This is a genomic window from Marivirga aurantiaca (assembly GCF_016679925.1).
Lineage (GTDB): Bacteria > Bacteroidota > Bacteroidia > Cytophagales > Cyclobacteriaceae > Marivirga > Marivirga aurantiaca.
In genome coordinates, this window is sequence record NZ_JAEQBW010000004.1 from 220,721 (window position 1) to 238,753 (window position 18,033).

General features: G+C 37.0%; 18 protein-coding genes. 11 read left to right on the forward strand and 7 right to left on the reverse strand.

Translation table 11 applies throughout. The features are described from left to right. Positions 1-48: 48 nt before the first annotated feature. The 3 genes from JKA74_RS11295 to JKA74_RS11305 form a co-directional block, all read right to left on the reverse strand. Complete coding sequence (locus JKA74_RS11295) at positions 49-1,575, reverse strand: ArnT family glycosyltransferase (RefSeq protein ID WP_201431300.1); 1,527 nt, start codon at positions 1,573-1,575, stop codon at positions 49-51. Continuing rightward, positions 1,575-2,732, reverse strand: coding sequence for an acyltransferase family protein (locus JKA74_RS11300; protein WP_201431301.1), 1,158 nt, complete (start codon positions 2,730-2,732; stop codon positions 1,575-1,577). Before JKA74_RS11300 ends, JKA74_RS11295 begins: the two co-directional genes overlap by 1 nt. A 107-nt stretch (positions 2,733-2,839) precedes the next feature. After that, positions 2,840-3,559 carry a LytTR family DNA-binding domain-containing protein gene (locus tag JKA74_RS11305; RefSeq protein WP_236587714.1) on the reverse strand — a complete coding sequence of 240 codons (720 nt, stop codon included), beginning with the start codon at positions 3,557-3,559 and terminating at the stop codon, positions 2,840-2,842. 397 nt (positions 3,560-3,956) lie between these two features. Between JKA74_RS11305 and JKA74_RS11310 the strand changes: the two genes are divergently transcribed. Both JKA74_RS11310 and JKA74_RS11315 read left to right on the forward strand, forming a co-directional pair. Beyond that, positions 3,957-4,355 (forward strand): ArsI/CadI family heavy metal resistance metalloenzyme, encoded by a 399-nt coding sequence (locus JKA74_RS11310; protein WP_201431303.1) that lies wholly within the window; start codon positions 3,957-3,959, stop codon positions 4,353-4,355. 17 nt (positions 4,356-4,372) lie between these two features. After that, complete coding sequence (locus JKA74_RS11315) at positions 4,373-4,882, forward strand: sigma-70 family RNA polymerase sigma factor (protein ID WP_201431304.1); 510 nt, start codon at positions 4,373-4,375, stop codon at positions 4,880-4,882. Positions 4,883-5,215: 333 nt separating this feature from the next. On the opposite strand, the gene JKA74_RS11320 is transcribed toward JKA74_RS11315, so the two are convergent. Further along, a complete protein-coding gene (locus JKA74_RS11320) occupies positions 5,216-7,051 on the reverse strand; it encodes a T9SS type A sorting domain-containing protein (protein ID WP_201431305.1) in 1,836 nt (611 codons plus the stop codon). A 258-nt stretch (positions 7,052-7,309) separates the two neighbouring features. On the opposite strand from JKA74_RS11320, the gene JKA74_RS11325 reads away from it, so the two are divergent. From JKA74_RS11325 to JKA74_RS11335, 3 genes are all read left to right on the forward strand, one after another. Further along, positions 7,310-7,996 carry a DUF2975 domain-containing protein gene (locus tag JKA74_RS11325; RefSeq protein ID WP_201431306.1) on the forward strand — a complete coding sequence of 229 codons (687 nt, stop codon included), beginning with the start codon at positions 7,310-7,312 and terminating at the stop codon, positions 7,994-7,996. 2 nt (positions 7,997-7,998) lie between these two features. Beyond that, on the forward strand, positions 7,999-8,205 hold the full coding sequence (locus JKA74_RS11330) for a helix-turn-helix domain-containing protein (protein WP_201431307.1): 207 nt from the start codon (positions 7,999-8,001) through the stop codon (positions 8,203-8,205). An 88-nt stretch (positions 8,206-8,293) separates the two neighbouring features. After that, complete coding sequence (locus JKA74_RS11335) at positions 8,294-10,132, forward strand: serine hydrolase domain-containing protein (RefSeq protein ID WP_201431308.1); 1,839 nt, start codon at positions 8,294-8,296, stop codon at positions 10,130-10,132. Between the two features lie 43 nt (positions 10,133-10,175). Here the strand turns inward: JKA74_RS11335 and JKA74_RS20960 are convergent, their stop codons facing one another. Next, positions 10,176-11,051, reverse strand: coding sequence for an SRPBCC family protein (locus tag JKA74_RS20960; protein WP_201431309.1), 876 nt, complete (start codon positions 11,049-11,051; stop codon positions 10,176-10,178). Positions 11,052-11,335: 284 nt separating this feature from the next. On the opposite strand from JKA74_RS20960, the gene JKA74_RS11345 reads away from it, so the two are divergent. Next, positions 11,336-11,620: a YciI-like protein gene (locus JKA74_RS11345; protein WP_201431310.1), complete on the forward strand. Its 285-nt coding sequence runs from the start codon at positions 11,336-11,338 to the stop codon at positions 11,618-11,620. A 325-nt stretch (positions 11,621-11,945) separates the two neighbouring features. Beyond that, the gene (locus JKA74_RS11350) at positions 11,946-12,566 is read left to right on the forward strand and encodes a hypothetical protein (protein ID WP_201431311.1); all 621 of its coding nucleotides are present in this window, start codon (positions 11,946-11,948) and stop codon (positions 12,564-12,566) included. Positions 12,567-12,584: 18 nt separating this feature from the next. Here the strand turns inward: JKA74_RS11350 and JKA74_RS11355 are convergent, their stop codons facing one another. Then, the gene (locus JKA74_RS11355) at positions 12,585-13,598 is read right to left on the reverse strand and encodes a cytochrome d ubiquinol oxidase subunit II (RefSeq protein ID WP_201431312.1); all 1,014 of its coding nucleotides are present in this window, start codon (positions 13,596-13,598) and stop codon (positions 12,585-12,587) included. A 12-nt stretch (positions 13,599-13,610) separates the two neighbouring features. Beyond that, positions 13,611-14,954, reverse strand: coding sequence for a cytochrome ubiquinol oxidase subunit I (locus JKA74_RS11360; RefSeq protein WP_201431313.1), 1,344 nt, complete (start codon positions 14,952-14,954; stop codon positions 13,611-13,613). A 223-nt stretch (positions 14,955-15,177) separates the two neighbouring features. On the opposite strand from JKA74_RS11360, the gene JKA74_RS11365 reads away from it, so the two are divergent. Genes JKA74_RS11365 through JKA74_RS11380 form a run of 4 tightly spaced genes read left to right on the forward strand, consistent with a single transcriptional unit; the run spans position 15,178 to position 17,520 of the window. Next, a complete protein-coding gene (locus tag JKA74_RS11365) occupies positions 15,178-16,266 on the forward strand; it encodes a serine hydrolase domain-containing protein (protein WP_201431314.1) in 1,089 nt (362 codons plus the stop codon). Positions 16,267-16,296: 30 nt separating this feature from the next. Further along, positions 16,297-16,635 (forward strand): hypothetical protein, encoded by a 339-nt coding sequence (locus tag JKA74_RS11370; RefSeq protein WP_201431315.1) that lies wholly within the window; start codon positions 16,297-16,299, stop codon positions 16,633-16,635. Then, positions 16,628-17,200: an RNA polymerase sigma factor gene (locus JKA74_RS11375; RefSeq protein ID WP_201431316.1), complete on the forward strand. Its 573-nt coding sequence runs from the start codon at positions 16,628-16,630 to the stop codon at positions 17,198-17,200. The genes JKA74_RS11370 and JKA74_RS11375 overlap by 8 nt, the downstream gene beginning before the upstream one ends. Beyond that, the gene (locus JKA74_RS11380) at positions 17,197-17,520 is read left to right on the forward strand and encodes a hypothetical protein (RefSeq protein WP_201431317.1); all 324 of its coding nucleotides are present in this window, start codon (positions 17,197-17,199) and stop codon (positions 17,518-17,520) included. The genes JKA74_RS11375 and JKA74_RS11380 overlap by 4 nt, the downstream gene beginning before the upstream one ends. The last annotated feature ends 513 nt before the right edge of the window (positions 17,521-18,033 follow it).

Below are 18,033 nucleotides of genomic sequence, written 5' to 3' on the forward strand. Positions count from 1 at the left end.
AGATATAGAATATGTTGACAATTAAAGAATAAAATCTGATTAATCATCTTATTCATAAACTCGATCTTTAAACAAAGTTTTCAGTTCGTCAAATGTCTGTTTTGGTTTTTTACAGATGAAAACGGTTTGCCAAACTCGTTCTTCTTTGTCGGCATAAGGGTTATATATACTTTTGGCAGGCATGACTTCTTCAAAATAAGGTTCAAAAAAATCAGCACCTCTTGCATCACCATATCGTATGGCTATTATCGTGTTAGGCATATCTCCATATGGAATCCAATTATAAAAACTACCGTGCAAGGAAAATGCCTTGGGTAAATTGTGCTGATTACCTAACAAATTAACAGCTCCTGCCTGACCATAATGTTTACCCCAAATTATAGTGTTGTTTTTTTCTGGATTTGGAAAGCTATCGTATACAGTTTTCAATTCCTTTAAAGTAACATCCCATTTCTCTTTTGAATATCTTTCTTCAAATCTGACATTGAATTGACCACCTATTACAACTTCTCTGTTTTCATGTGGATAGTCATGTTTTAAATAACTTTCCAACGGAAACACTGGCATTCCAAATGGAATCAAAAAGACACCCAGCAGAAGAACAAAAGAAATTGGATAAATCAACCATTTTCTTTTTGCAATAATAACATTTTCCCAGAATATGCCACCAAATGGTAACATAGTAAGTGCAATGGGGTAAAAGTAATACCCTTTTCCCTGACATAAGGCCAACAGTAAAACGGATAATAAGATGGATAGCGATAAGGGTCTGTATTCTTTCATCGATTGATGAAACATTGACACCATCGCCAGCAATGAAATGAGTAATGTTAATGGGTTCAGTGATAGGGCCAGACTTCCCAGAACCCCTATAGGTGTCAATTTATCCAAATGCATTTCATATAATCGGTTGAACATCCTAAGGACCGGAAAATTATTCAGGTATTGCCAAATAACATTTGGGCTTATTAAAAGGATGAAGACAACTATGTTCCACCAAAATTTGTGATCTATTAAAGCTTGCCTTGTTGTTTTAAAGAATAGTAAAGAAGAAACTCCGAAAATGAAAAAGATAGCATCATATTTAGTTAAAAATGCTATAGCAGCCCCAATAGTTAACAGCCATAAATATTTCTGATCAAGATATTTGACATATTTAGTAAGCCAAAAGAAATTGAGCACCCAAAACAGCTGACTAAAAACTACTGGTTGAAATAACTGCTGTGATCGTCCAAAAGCTGGGGCAATGAGGATACACAGTAAAACCAAAAAAACCGCTTTAGTCTTCCCACCTAATTCTACAACTATTTTGGATACATAAATGAGTATTAGAATTGATGCTAAATGAGAGTAAATGTGATGTATGAAAACAGATTCTGAATGAAACAGATTTTGAAGAAATGCCAAAACACTGATGATTGGCGGGAACTCCATAAATCCAAATGCCAAATGATTTCCTGTTTGTATATGAAGCAGTTCATCTCCCTGGAAACCAGAATTACTATCTGCAATTAAATGAAGTGCTAACTTGGCAATACAAAATATTAGCAAGACAAGCTTGGTTTGTTTATTCATTATTTGGCATTCGCAGGGTTTTCAATTTTATAATCAGCATTAATTTTTCTGGATTTTAATCCAAATAATGGACGAATTAAGGCTATTCTTCTGATAATAAATTCATACAGAAGCCAACTAATGCCAAAAGTACCTACGACCAGAATACTTGCTTTTATCCAAAATGCCCATTCCAAATTATATAAATAAAGCCCTATAGCAATAGTTACAGATTGGTGCAGAATGTAAAAAGGGTAAACAGCCTCATTACTGTAGCTAAGGAGTTTTCCCGATTTATTTAAATAAGTGGCGGCATAGCCAAAAATTGCTAAAATCCATGACCAAAAATTAAAAACCATGAATCCGGCTTCTATAAAGTGGATCAATACGGAATCTTCCCAAATTACTCTTAAGCCGATCATTAATGTAAAGCCAACCAACCCACAATACAAATATGTCCTTCTGCGTTGCTGTACTACTTGCCAGAAAGGTTCCTTTACAGTCATGAGTAAAAATCCGAAGAAAAATAAAGTGATAAAATTTGAGAAATTGAACCAATCATTAAATAAATCATGAGTAGAAGGAAAAAACGGTTCTACCAATGATTCAATGAAATACAACGGTACCAGGAATACATAAAGTCCCAGAGGTTTTGCGATAATTCTCCTGGTAAATCCTATGAGCCCGGCATTTGGATTATTTTTCAGGTATAAAAATAGTGGAGTTAGCACTATTGAAAAAACAAGCAAATAGGGTAAAAACCATAAGTGATGCCAGCTTAAGTTTCCTTCAGGATATACACCCATAAATGCCATTTGAGGCCAAAAATCAAAGTAATTACCAGCAAATTGATTGTTGTATATTCGTTCTGCATAAACCTGTACCGGTACTATTACAGCCATACCAAACACTAAGGGGATGAGGAGCCTTTTAACACGTTCACCTACAAATTGATATCCATTTCGCTTATTTAATGCGAAATATGTGCCCATTCCTGAAATCACGAAAAGGATTGGCAATCGCCATTGATTAAGAAAACGCATAGGCCAGGTGAGCCAATCATAAATAACGTTGTTTTTAATGTGCCATCCCCAAGGGACAAAGAACATGCCCACGTGGTAAAAAATCAAAAGGGCAAAGACAATTACCCGGAGCCAATCTAAATCATGTCTGCGCATTGTATTAAAATTTTATGTGCAGCAAATGTATATAGCCTTGCCATCACATTAAAGCAACTTGTTGTGAGTAGCAAGCATTTGGGATGTATAACAAGATACTGTAATTTTTATGCGTTAAGCGATGACATTCTTTCGTTAAACTGAGGAATGATACTTCGGGAAACAGGCACTTTTTCAGCGAAATCTGTTAAGGTTAATTGATAGCCTCCTGCATTTCCTGTAGTTTGCGTTACCGAATTTAAATTGACCAGCCAACCTCTGTGTGTTTTCATTAACTGAGGAAAATCTGATAGCTGTTGCTCTAATTCTTTGAGGGAAATTCTTTTCAATAATTTTATCACATCATCTTTGGAATGGATAAAAAACTCAGAATAGTTGCCATCGCTTCTTACTACAATTAAATCATTAGGGTAAAGCTCAAATTCATCGGACTTTACCTGTGTGTGAATTAGTTTTACAGCACTTTCATTCAAGAATTTAGGACTCTTTTCTTTTACTTCTTGAGCAGATTTTATGTTTTTATGCAATAAGAGGCTATAATTGAAGGGTATTATAATCATTACAATCAACATCCCCACTAAAAATGCATTTCTGATTTCTTCAAAAAAATACCTAAAACTCCAGTTGTTAGGATTATCATAAATGAGATCCCGCAATAAGAAATTTTCTATTCCAATCAATAACAGTACTATTGAAATATGCAGTAATTCCTTACCAACCGTCCAGGTATTATAGCTTTTAGTGTAGAAATTGACTACAGAAAAGTATATAAAAGCAATAATGGCAGGTAAAAAAGCATGCAGAAAGCAGATCCAAAAATAACTCATTTTATGCTCACTTTTATTCACATCAAAAGGCTCAAAAAATAAGTTGAAAAGAAAGGAGATAAGAAAAATAACCGTAAATAATTTCCAGGAGTTTTGCCTGGTGTAATATAAAGGATAGGGCTGCTGTAAAAACTTCCTAAACGGTTTAGCTGAAAAATATTGATAAAGATTATCCATTTAAGGTATAAATATAATACTATTCAGGTTCGGGTAAACAATGTACATGCTATTGCTATTATTTTTACTCCCACAAAACTGAAAACCGGTTGTGGATTTCTTTTTAGGAATTATTAAAAGATAAATCTACTCACTTTATAGTTCAAAAAAAGAAAGATTAAAAAAATGTGTCTTTCTTCGAAAACCTCCGTCATACGGGTGAATTTTAAATAGAACAATCATGAGAAGAACGCACATTATGTTGAACGTAAGTAGCTTAGCAAATGCTAAGAAGTTTTATTCTGCTTTACTGGGAATAGCCCCTACTAAAGAAAAGCCGGATTATTTACAATGGAAGATTGATAACCCCAGCCTGAATTTGAGTATTAAAAGTAATCCCGGAGAAACTTTTGGAGTAAACCATTTAGGTATTGAAGCCAGCTCAGATGAGGAACTGCAAGCACTTTACCTTCAGGCCAAAAATGCTAATGTGGCCATGGAAGAAGAAGGTTTAACTACATGTTGCTATGCAAAATCGCAAAAATCATGGGCAAAAGATGCAGATCAAAATGAATGGGAATTGTTTACTACTTATCAGGATAGCCCCGGTTATTATGAAAGTGCTGTTTCATTGAAATAAATTTCAGATATTAGAATATGAATGAAGAATGCAGAGCCGTTTTTCCGGTTTATCTGGAATTTAAGGATGAAATTCAACGCTACATCCTGAAGAAAGTCAAATCCAGAGAAGTGGCTGAGGATTTGACCTCTCAGTTGGCTCTTAAGCTACATAGTATGTGTGAAAAATTAAAAGAGGTGAGAAACCTCCGGGCCTGGCTTTACCGTGTAGCTTCCAATGTGGTGATTGATTATTTCAGGGATGAGCAAAAGAAACAGAGCCAATCCATAGTGGATGATTTATCACAAGATGAAAGAGAAGAATTTTTCTATATTGCTGTAGAGAACTGTGTGTTAAAGCTTCTGGAACAATTACCTGATAAATATAAAGTAGCAGTGAGAATGTCTGATTTGGAAGGCATAAGCCAGAAAGAGATAGCTGTGAAATTGAATATTTCCTATTCAGCTGCAAAAATGCGGGTACAAAGAGGAAGAGAGTCACTTAAATCGATGTTCTATGAATGTTGTAGCTGCATAACGGAGGATTAGTTTTTAAATATGAGAAAGTAAAGTTATAACCTGAGTCGATTATTAATTTAGGATTCAGACCGTTTGTAAATAGTGAGTTTCAACTAAAAATTTTGAAGCAATAGCGGGCTATTGTAAGAAATTTTTAGGAAGAAAATCGCTGTTTACAAGCGGAATCAGAAATACTTTCCCATAAAATCTAATATACTGCGTTGTCTTTCCTTGATATAGCTCGCTATATCTTCAAAAAGACGCCTTGTCTATTGAATTTTATGAAAATCTGAATTTCCAAATTAATGTCGAACTCAGGTTTATAAGCACGAGAGCAAAACTCTCGTGCTTTAAGAATAACTATTATTCCTTCATTATTCTTTTTATTGTTTTTTTACCATTGAGGGTAATATTACAAACGTAAATGCCTTTTTCCCAATCGGTAATATCAATCCTTAATTGTTCTTCTTTTGAGTGGGTAGTAAATACTTCCTTACCTGAAATATTGCTAATGCTTATTGAAGCTTCACTCAACATCTCTTCTTTTGCGAAGTCAAGAGTTACATAGTCTTTAGCAGGGTTAGGGTATATATCTACTTCAAGTTCTTCCGGATTTGCTGGGTCAATATCTCCATTTCCATCAGCTCCATCAAGGTCAATTTCATACTTATCGTCTGGTAAACCTATAATTTCACGCTTACAGCACGATACTGTAAAGAAAATATCTATAGAATGCCATATAGGACCAACAGCTAATCTAAACCTGTAGACTTTACCAGGACGTAATTGGTAACCTTGTGGTAAAAAATCAGTAATGTCAATATCGCTAGGTGCCTGGCTATTTGCGCTCACCCAATCTGAGTGTAAAATATTGATATTATTCCAGTTTACTAAATCAAATTCTGCTATTTCAACAAAGTAACTTTTTTCATTACAACTGGCTGAACCATCCACCAGCAACTCATCTACTAAACATAGTTCTGCTACTTCCATGGGGCCGTATTTTGAATCCATCTCCAGCATTTGATTAGGAGACCTGAATTCTGCGGAAGCAGTAGGAGCGCCACCTACTTCGCATTCAGAGCAGTTAAAAACCTGATAATGTGCTTTCCTGAAAGTGTGGAAATCAGTAGCTTGATTACTTTTGTCCCCGGCAATAATAAACTGGCAATTGTTAAAAGCAGGGGCCCAGGAACCGTTAATATTTCCATCTTCCGCGTATTGACGAACATAACTATTGTTGGCATCATACAATCTCGCAAAGGCTTTAGTATTATTCGTCCAGGAAATAAGCAGCTTGTCGTTTGCATCCACATTTACTTTAGCTTTTGTCTGTGAACTAACCGAGTGAGTATTATTTCCTGAAATTCTTTTGATTCCTGAAACACCATTTATATAAAAAACATCACCATTATTCCTTAATGCTACCTGGTGGGAGTTGGTTACTCCCAGGACTGTTCTGTGGAATCCACCCAGGAAAGAATAACTTTCACTGACAGTTGAGCTGGCAGGAGAAACGGAATTAAAGTTATATTTTTTTATACGTGCCAAATTGCTGGGATCTACACCTCTTGAATAACCAATCAATAAATATCCATCATTATAGTCTATTGAATGTGCTCTAAGTTTGTAAGTGGGAAGGTGAAGGTGTGTTACATAATCCACATCAATTTCGCCATAGTAGGAAAGGGTAGAGCTATAACTTTTAATCTTCAGAGTATTCCCATCAAACAGAGATACCAATGGATGGTTATTGTCGGTAACGGCCAAATCTATAGCCGGATCAGAATGAAAAGGATCTACAACGGTTTGTCCTGTCATAATCCCTGAAGTATTATACTTACGTAGAACAAGTCTGGTATTACCGTTGTTGTCTTCTAATCCCAAAACATAAATAATGTTATCAGGAGTTATTTTAACTCTGCTTACAAATTGACCTAGATTTAACACAGGAATATCCTGGACTAATGGTGAGCCAACATTATCAAATATAGTCATATAAGTACCTGTGCCACCGGGAGCGGTGCTAGGGTTCTGATTTCCGTAAGTAACGACCATATAATCATCGTTTAAATCGCTATCCACATTCCAATGTGGCTGTGAATAACCGGAAACGGGAGTGGAAGGTGTAACCACTAATTGTGCAAAGCCTGATGTGGCAAATATTAATGCAATGAACAGTAAAATGTAAGTTTTCATAATTGTTGAATTTATTGGGTTAAAAATTTATTAAGTGGAGAGATTCTCTCCGGTTTTGATTGCAATCACCCTTATATCAACAAAGCTTGTTTTTGTTACCCTTGTCAGGAATATTATTTAGTTAGGGAGGGGCAACTCTTTTAGACTTAATGAGAAGTAACTCAGAATTTTAGATGAAATTTTATGTAAAACATAAAATAATTGTTGTTTAATATTGATTCCTTAATTATTATTGTGAAATAAAATAATAATTAATCTATGGAAAACATCCGGCATAAATCACTAATAAGACTATTGAAATGGATAGTTAATCTGGCTTTAGTGGTGGAAATTGCACTGGCAGTGGGCGTCACATTAGTATTGATCAATATAATGTATTCAGAAGAAGATTCACTCACGTCAAGCTACCCCATTACTTTAATAGATGATCTTTCCGCTTATCAAATTGCATCAGAAAATGTGGAATTGGAGCAATTAACAATCTATTCAGAAAGTGCAACTATTCAGTTTACTTCAGATTCCATTGGTTATTATATCCTAAAAATATCAGATGTCATTATAACATTTTTTTTAGCCATAGGTATCACGCTATTGGCAAGAAAGGTATTTCAATCGCTGGAGAAAAACCATCCTTTTACTATGGAAAATGCATCAAGGCTTAGGAAAATAGCATTCTTACTTATCTTGTTTACGCCTTATAGCTTGATCAAAGGCTTGATTTACCGTAATTACATTACCAATAATATTAGCATTGAAGGGAAAGAGTTTGCCGATTCTCTTATCTACTACCTTGGTGTTTTCTCAAATAATTTTAAACAAAATGAGGCTTGGATTGATCTCAATGTGAATTTCCAGACGCTTTTAATAGGAGCAATTTTATTGGTGATAGCTGAGATATTTAGAATAGGAGTGGTGATGAAGGAAGACAACGAATCAATTATATAGCTATGCCAATTATTGTTAATCTTGATGTGGCCATGGCCAAAAAGAAGATGTCTTTGAAAGAGCTTTCGGAGAGGGTAGGTATCTCCATGACCAATTTGTCATTGTTGAAGACAGGCAAGGTAAAAGGAATCCGATTCAATACGCTGGAATCTATTTGTGAGATTCTGGAATGCAAGCCTGGTGATATCCTGGATTATGAGATCGAATAGAGATGCTATAATTGATTGAGCTATTGACATTATCAGGAAGCGATATTTTGAATTTAGGTCAACTCTTTTTAACAGAAACAATCATAAAATGAAAGATATAGGAACAATTGCTTTACTAATTTTAGTTTTTTTTATTCCCCAGGGAATGTATGCTCAATCTCCGGAAAATACCGATAGGACAGCTGAAATTCAGCAGATACTTGATGGGCATAATATTCCCGGGGCAGCCATTGCCTTTATTGAAAAAGATACTGCTGTTTGGACTGCAACTTTCGGAATGGCGGATGTTGAAAACGAAATTCCGGTTTCAGAAGATTCTCAATTTGGTATAGGGTCTATTTCAAAAACATTCTTAGCTCTGGCAACAATGCATGCCCATGAAAGGGGTCTCATAAATATGAAGATTCCTCTTGCTGAATTGGTTCCTGAAATGAAATTTACCAACAAGTGGGAGGCCACTCATCCGCTGAGGCTGATTCACTTACTGGAACATACCTCCGGATTTGATGAGGCACATTTCAATTTGTTTGCTCAGGCAAATGCAACTACACCTTTTTCAGAGGTGATGAACCTGAGTCAGTCGGCACTTGACGCACGTTGGAAGCCAGGAAGCTTTCATGCCTATAATAACCTCGGCTATATGGTGGCAGCTCATGTGTTAGAGAAAAATATTGATACTTCTTTCGAAGAGTATGTGGAGCAAAATATACTACTTCCATTACAAATGAATGAGGCAAGCTACCACCCCACTGAAAGCAAATATCCTAAGCTTTCCCAAGCTTATGCAGGAACAGAAAACAAGCTGGAGCCTTTCCCTGATCTTCCGCAATGGCCAGCAGGCGGACTTGTGACCAATATTGAGGGCATGGCTAATTTTGTGCAATTACTATTGAATCACGGAAATTTTAACGGAAGGCAAATGATCGATTCCGCTTCCATCAAAAGGATGGAGACAGCCGAAACTTCTATTCGGGCTCAACATCAGATTGAATACGAATATGGAAAGGGATTAATGAAGCGAAATGAAAATGGACATTTATTTTACGGCCATAATGGTAGTTACGGTGGTTTTCTATCAGATTTTGGCTACTCAAGAGAACTGGGAGTGGGTTATGTCATTTTGCTTAACAATAGGGATGCTAACAAAGCAATAAAAGTGATTAAACAAATGCTTCTAAAGGATTTAACCACAATACCTGCTCCGAAGAAAGCAGCAGAGAAACTTGATATTGAGTTGATAGGAATAGCAGGAGCATATCAGCCTTTAACAACTAATATGGAGTTAACGGATTTCCTCATGCGCTTAATCGATCTGCAATTTGTGGTGGAGGACAATGCGAGTTTTCACCTGCAAAGTATTTTTGGTGATCAGCAGCGGTTAATTTATGTAGGTGATGGCAAGTTTAGGAAATCAGATGAATCCCTAGCCAGTTCTGTTTTCGTACAAGATGAAACAGGCAATTGGCAATGGCTGGATGAAACTGCCTACTTACAAATACCTGGGTGGTGGGCCTATCTACAGTTTTATTTAGCGATTTTTTGTTTGATTGTAATTCTTTTAACTTTCTTAGTACTGCTTTTTGTCCTTCCTGTTCGATTATTCAAAAGAAAAAAGAAAAGATTGCTGCTTCAGGCTATTCTGTTTTTAGCAGTCGGTAGCTTTTGGGGAATGATTGCTTCATTTGCCTTGCTATATGATCCTATGAAAATGTATAGTTTGGGAGCAATTTTATTGTTCATTTTCGGAATCTTGTTTTTACTTTCCTCATTTGGCAGTTTATTTCTTATAATTAAATCTGCCTATAAAAAAGTGGTGTCAGGGAGATGGAATAAATTCTATCTCCTGACAGGCTCAATAGCTGCATGTATTGTGTCTTCTTATTTAGTTTATTGGGGAATCATAGGATTAAGGCTTTGGAACTATTAGGAATAGCTATTGCAAAATGATAGTCCCAGACATTCCCATCTCATTATCTGCTTTTACAAATTGATTTGAGTTTTTCCAGGGCTTTAGGCCATGCGTCTTCAAAATAAGATTTAAATTCTTTATTGGTATCCACATCTATTTTTAAGAGCGTACTCCCATTTTTGCTTTCAAAACTATAGTTTTCAAGCGCTCCTGCCCAGGCTTGTACCTCAGGTCCGGTAGTAATTTCTTCACCATTCCCTATCAAACCAATGTGCTCGATGCTAACAAATTCATTTGGAATATTCTCCTTAATCATACTTAGCATTCCGCCTTCATTGCCCTCTTCATCAGCACCAAGGAAATATATTTTACTGCCTTTTTCCCAGCTGCCCTTAAAATAGGAGCCGGGGCTGAAAACTGAGGTCCATTCTCTATAATGCTTATCATCAAGCATAGTGTTGTACACCTTTTCTGCAGGTGCTTCTATCTTGATTTCGTAATGAAGTTTTTCCAATGTATTAAGATCTTCAGTGTACTTTTTAAAATTATCAAGAATGGCTTGCCAACCTGTTCTTTGCAATTCTTCAGAGTTCTCCGATTCCGGCTCAAATATTTCAGTCACTTTCACTGAGTCATTAGTTTCTTCAAAAGTGACTTTCACTTTTCTGCCATCAGCAATAGTATATTCAATCAACTGATTTTTGATCACCTGATCATAAGTGCCTTCAAAATCAAAAGCCATACTTCCATCTTTGGCGGCCATATGATATTTCAATTTACCTCCTGGTTTTAAATCATTTTCTGCTTTGGGTGTATGCCAATCATCCGAGGCATTATTCCATTGAGTAATATGTTGCGGCTGCGTCCAACTTCTCCAAACCTGGCTAAGAGGTGCTTTTACATTGGTTTCTAATGTAATTATTTTTGTAGCTTCCATGATTTTCAGATTTATAGTTATACATAACAAATGTACTTAATTAACGAAAGTGAAATACTGTGTAAAACCGACAATATGCGGGTGAATTGCGACAAATGTTTGTAACTTCGGGTGAATAGGGAATAAATTATCATGAAATAGTCATTAAAAAGAGAACCTTATCAGACGAAGAAGCTCTGGAAAAAGCTTTAGAGCTTATAGATTTTTTTAATTCTATTAAAAAAGCGAAGCCTTTGAATTAAATTTGTTTAATTTTTCCATTCAAAACTATTAAACTACAATTGATGAACTACTACCTGCTTTTTTACAAAACTATTGAAAATTACGTAGAGAAAAGAGCTCCCTATCGTTCAGAGCATCTAAAATTAGCGGAAGAAGCACATAACAGAGGAGATATCGTAATGGCCGGGGCTCTGGCTGAGCCGGCTGATGGTGCAATACTTATTTTCAAAGGAGATAGCCCTCAAGTAGCAGAAGATTTCGCCAAAAATGATCCGTATGTGAAAAATGGCTTAATCAAAGAGTGGTATGTAAGACCTTGGACTGTTGTGGTTGGCCAAGCTAATTAGTTAGCTTCTTGTATTGAAACACACCTCTTCAAGAAACCTATTTTGGGAATTTTGGGTTAAATATTTAAATTGCACAATGGAAAATGTGAAAGATCTTAAAAAAGATTCCGGCCTCCGGGTAAACCCAAACGGTTCTATTAGGGTGAAGAAATCTATATTTTATGCTCGTCAAGAGGTTCGAAATATACTTTCAAAAATGAAAGCCTCTAATGCGTACCCCAAGTATTCTGCTAAATAAATGCCATATAATGTCCTCCTTATCCCATTAATTGGCGGATATTACTTTCTGTCAAACTTCGTATTCTTTAAATATAAATATCAGCGTTTGAGCTCTCAGCGCTTAATACTTAATTCTGCATTGGCGGGATTAATAATTATTGCAGCATCTTTCCTTTTCAGGTTTTTTGTTGAAACTGTCTTTCCTAATTTATTTTTAAAGGTATCAGAGTTTTTGGGGAGCTTATTTTCCGGTTCACAAAAGTATCTTTGGACTATGCTTATTGGTTTGTTTCTGACTATAATAATTACTCATTTAACAAACTTCATTATTAGTAAAATTCCTCGCATAAGAAATCTTCCTATCAATCTCGCTATCACTTACTATGGCAATGAGTTAGAGCAACTATGCAGGGACTCTATTGTTCAGGGGTTTGCCCTCCAAATTACATTAAAGAATGACAAAGTATATGTTGGTTTTATAAGTGAAGCACCTATTCCTTCAAAGACTAATTATTTGCTTTTCACCCCTGTTTATAGCGGCTATAGAGATTCATTAACAAAAAGGCTCAATTTAGATACAAGTTATGCACTTGTTATTGAGTCATTAATTGAAGATAATCTGGAAGAAAAGCTTTCTATTATAAGTGTTGTGATTAAGCAAGATGAAATATTGACAATAAGTCCCCATGATCCTGATATCTATAGTAGGTTCTCGGGTAAAATTTAGTTCGGGTAGTTTCTTCGATTATGTACTTTCAGGCCTTTCTCTTTGAAAGCTGTAAATTAAATACACTAAGGATGGAATTATAAACACACCTCCAATCAACAAGGCCCAACCTAAAGTTTCAATAGGCTTGCCTAAGGCTGCGGCACTATAAAGTGAGATATTATTCCCTCCCTGTACAATGATAAAATCAGGAAAATAATGGAACCCCAGAGCAAAGAGTATCATGCTTACCTGAAAGCCTGCAATTAAACGCGTATGCACCTTTTTGTTTTGCCCGAGGAAATGCCACAACAAAACCAGTGAAGCTGTGGCTAATAAAAGTATTACCAAAGTAACAGGATTGGTCACCAATTCCCGCATCAATTGAATACCCTCTATTTCCGCAGCTATGAAAACAATTCCTCCTGCTATTACGGTTGCTACATTTAACAATTTTGCCTGTCGCGTGAAAACACCTTTAATCTCTTTTTCCTCAGCTTCGCCTGTTAAGTATACTGCGGCCAAAAAACCACAGATGGCAACAGTAAATAAGCCAACTGAAAATGAGAAATAATTAAACCAGGGCCGGATATATCCTTCAAAAAAAGTAACAGCTTCTGTGTCAATTTTTCCGCCCACCATGGCTCCGGCTATAACGCCTAAAAAAAGTGGTGTAATAAAGCTGGAATAAGTGAAAATGATGTTATAAATCCGTTGCATGTCATCTTTTACAGCATCATAATGGCGAAAAATAAAAGCGGTACCACGGCCAATAATTCCCAGCAACATCAGCAATAAGGGGATGTGCAAATGCACTGAAAGCATAGTATAAATGGAGGGAAAGCCGACAAACAGAATGACAATGGTAATTATTAGCCACATATGATTGGCTTCCCAAATAGGGCCTATCGTTTGGTAGGTAATGCCACGCATCTTTTCCCTTAGCTTTACAGGAGTAATGAGCTCTACTATACCTGCACCAAAATCCGCCCCGCCTAGCAGTAGGTAGAGTAAAATCGAAAGACAGAGAAAAACAATTACTACATACAGCATATCAGTTGTCTTTTAGTTGGGAATTAGGGCATCCTGAGGTTTGTCTTCATCATTTGTATAGGTTTCCGGCACCATTTTAATTTGCCTGTAGAGCAAGAATGTTACAATGACCGACAAGGAAACATACACTGCTGTAAAAATCAGGAATGAGTAAAAAATACCCGGCATAGGTGTTACAGCATCTTTGGTTTTCATGAAGCCATTAATAATCCAGGGCTGCCTGCCTACTTCTGTCACAGTCCAGCCGGCTTCCAACGCAATAAATCCCAGAGGAGTAGCCAAAACATAAAGCCATAAATACCATCTTTTTGTCTGCCACTGCTTCTTTTTCCAGTTGGAGAAAAAGAACAGCAAGCTTAGTGCCACCAGTATCATTCCCAGGCCTACCATAATCTGAAAAGCAATATGTGTTACTAGTACAGGTGGGTGGTTTTCTTCAGGAATTTGATCCAGGCCGATTACTTCCGCATCGAAATCACCATGAGCGAGGAAGCTTAGTGCACCGGGTATTTCAATGGCATAATTAACCTCTTTTGTTTTCTCATCCGGCAACCCACCTATTAATAAAGGAGCTCGTTTGGAGGTTTCAAAATGTGCTTCCATAGCAGCCAGCTTTGCAGGTTGCCTTTCAGCAATATCTTTGGCGGATAAGTCACCGGATATCGGTTGCAATAAAGCAGCCACAGCACCATAAACAATGGCGATTTTAAAGGCTTTCCAATGGAACTGCTTATTCTGATTTTTTAATAGCATGAGAGCATGAATTCCTGCTACCGCAAAACCTGTGGCGGCAAACGCTGCCAAAGTCATATGAAGAGACTGTGTGAACCATGCGTCATTGAACATGGCTGCAATGGGATCGATGTTGATATATTTTCCGTCTACATAATCGAAACCTGCAGGGCTGTTCATCCATGCATTGGCGGCTACTACCAAAATGCCGGAAGCTAAACCGCTGATTCCAACTACTACTCCTGTAAACCAGTGAAACCATTTATTAAATCTATCCCAGCCATAGAGGAAGAAGCCTAATGCTATGGCTTCAATAAAAAAGGCGGTTCCTTCAAGGGAGAAAGGCATTCCAAAAATAGGACCTGCATGTTTCATAAATTCAGGCCAAAGTAGTCCCAATTCAAAGGATAACATGGTACCCGAAACAGCACCTGTTACAAAAAAGATAGCAACCCCTTTACTCCATGCTTTTGTGAGATTTTTTTGCTGGATGTCACCTGTTTTTAGGTATTTATAATGTGAAGTAGCCATGAAAAATGGCATTACCATACCAATACAGGCAAAAATGATATGAAAGCCCAGAGAAAGGGCCATTTGAGAACGGGCAGCCAGAAGATCCTCCATAAGTAGCGGATATTTTGGTATAAATTTAAGAGGTTTTGCGTAGAATACCAGTGTAATCAATGAAAGGATTTTAGCGAAATCATACTTTTTTTATCCATGAATGATGTGAGGTTTTTCTAAGGTATTTCTGTTCAAAAATTTATCTCTTGTAACCTTTCTCTTCTTCGCTGAGTCCAATGGCTGTTGATCAACAAAACCATTGTAAAACTTAAATTCAAAAGAAATGTATCAAATAAAATTTAGCATAATCGCTCTTCTTTTTTGCCTTCATACCGCTATCTTAAGCGGGCAGAATGGGCATCCGAAAATCAAAGGTCTTAATGGCAGCCATGTGACAGCCTCAGCATTGGATGAGAGAGTACTTCAAATAATGGACTCACTTGAAATGCCCGGACTTTCCATTGCAGTAATTAATGATTCGAAAACAGTTTATCATCGTGCTTTTGGTGTGGCCAATATGGATACGAAGGAGCCGGTGACCGAGCAAACTATTTTTGAAGGAGCTTCCTTATCAAAGCCGGTATTTGCCTACTTTGCTATGAAGATGGTGCAAAAAGGGCTGTTAGATCTGGATAAGCCTATGTATGAGTATATTCCTCATCCTGGTGTAGACTCAAGTTCTCAGGACTATTATAAATTAATCACTCCACGTATTATTCTGTCCCACAGTTCAGGATTTCCCAATTGGAGCCATGGCGAAATGATCAAGCTGGAACAAAAGCCGGGGACGAATTTTTCTTATTCCGGAGAAGCTTATCAATATCTTGCCGCAGTGATAGGCCAACTCAATGGAGTTGGTTTTAAAGATGACCTTAACCAGATATTCCTAGACGAAGTAGCTACTCCTTTAGGGTTGCAAAATACTTCTTTTACCTGGAATGACTATATTGAGGAGCATAAAGCCATGGGGCACCAGGAAGGAAAAACTACTGATAAAGCACATCAAGGGAAAGCTTTTGGAGCCGGATATAGTATTCATAGTAATGCACAGGACTATGCTAAATTTCTGATTGCTTTGATTAAGCAGGAAGGACTTGAGGAAAAATATTTTAAAGAGATGTTTACTGAGCATACACATTTTAAAGATGATAATCCGATAAAGGTTGAGGTAGGGCAAACCGGTTGGGGCTTGGGAATGGCACAGAAGCCAGATGAAAAGGGAATGATGCATATGCATACAGGGAATAACCATGACTTTCAGTCGTACTGCATGATTTTGCCTGATGAAGAGTATGGTATTGTGTTTTTTACCAATTCAGATAAAATGGAAGGATTTCTTGAGAGTTTTAATATTCTTGGGAAGCAATTTTAAATTTAAATTAATCAAATAAAATATAAAATCATGGAATCAGAATCAATTATTGCGATAGTAATAGGTGCATCCTTAGTCACTTGTGTTGTGCTGATAGTTTTTGTGTTATCGAAATACAATTACCTTATTAAAAAAGAGCTAATTCAAAAAGGGGAGGCCTTTCAATTACCTAAGAACAAGTTTAAATACCTGGAACTGGGATGTGTAATCCTTGGCTTAGGCGTAGGCTTGGGCTTCTCGTCCATTTTTACTACCATGAATCTCACTGAAGATACGATGGATCTGTTGGTTTGGGCAACCATTTTGGTTTTTGGCGGAGTAGGTTTAGTAGGGGCGCATTATATCAGAAGAAAACAGGAGGGTGAGTAATCCATCTGCTGATATTGAGTTGGTAAAAAAGGTTAAAGAAGGAGATACATTCGCTTTCCGACAATTGGTTGAGAAGTATAAAGATGTATCTCTTACTTTGGCCTGCTCCATTATTAAAGATGGAGATGCTGCACAGGATGTATTGCAGGATGCTTTTATGAAAGTATATGCTAACATCCGAAAATTTAAAGAGAAGTCATCTTTTTCTACCTGGCTTTATCGCATTGTAGTAAACACAAGCTTTTCGGCTTTAAGAAAGATAAAACCTTATGAGGAAGTTGAAGAGGTTATAGAAGCTTCTCAGTATTCGTCAGAAGGGGTGGATGTCGATTTGCTCCATAAAGTTGATCAGGAAAAATATATTAAAGCAGCTCTGAACCGGATGAAACCAGAAGAAGCGTTGGTGATCAGGCTGTTTTATTTATGCGAGTTTAGCATACTGGAAATTAAAGATGTTACGGATTTTAGTGAATCTAAGATCAAAGTAAATCTGCACAGGGGGAGGCAGAATATGTTTGCTCTCCTTAGCAGGATGTTAGGAAATGATTTAAAAGAATTGCTATGAACGAGAAAGAAACCAAAAAACTGCTACAGAAAAGCATTGTGAGGACATCAGATGATTTTACAGATCAACTGATGAATAAAATTGCCATGGAAGAAAAACAAGTGCCTTCTTTGACTTTTCCGTTGCTTCCTGTATTAATTACATGCTTTGCAGTACTGCTTGCAGCCATTGCATTGAGCCGGTGGGCTTCAACAATGACGCTTGAAATGGACTTAGTTAATCCTGCTGTACTAAAGCGGGTTTTTCAAATAGGCATTGCTTTGTTCCTGATTTTCACAGGAAACGTTGTTTATAAGCTGAAAAAAAGGTTAAGCTATTGACGGGGATAATGATTTAAGGAAGGAAAACATTTCCATAAAGTGTGCTGTGCGCCACAGTACACAGGAGACATTATCAGTTAATCAAGTCCAACCGTTCCCAAGGTTTGTGGCGCACAAACCTTATCTGGTAGTATTGCCAAAAAGCATGTCAGGACAGGCAAAAGTGAGCCAGGAAGCACAAAAGTTCATGCGGGAAGGGTGAAAAGTGATGCAGGAAGGCTCCGAAGTCACGTGGGAAGGCCACAAAGTCATGCGGGACGGGTGCGAAGCCACGCAGGAAGGGTAAAAAGTGATGCAGGATAGGGGCAAAGTGATGCAGGAAGGCATAAAACTGTTGCGGGACACAGTAAATTGGTGCGGGACGAAAGAATATTCCGCGGGAATCTTGAAAGATGCGTAGGAAAGAATAAAATTTGGTAATGAACTAACTCTCTCGCCAATTGGCAATCTTTTACTGCTAAAAACTTATACCCAAGCCTGGGTGTTTTTCTGTGCTTTTCGATGAACTAATAG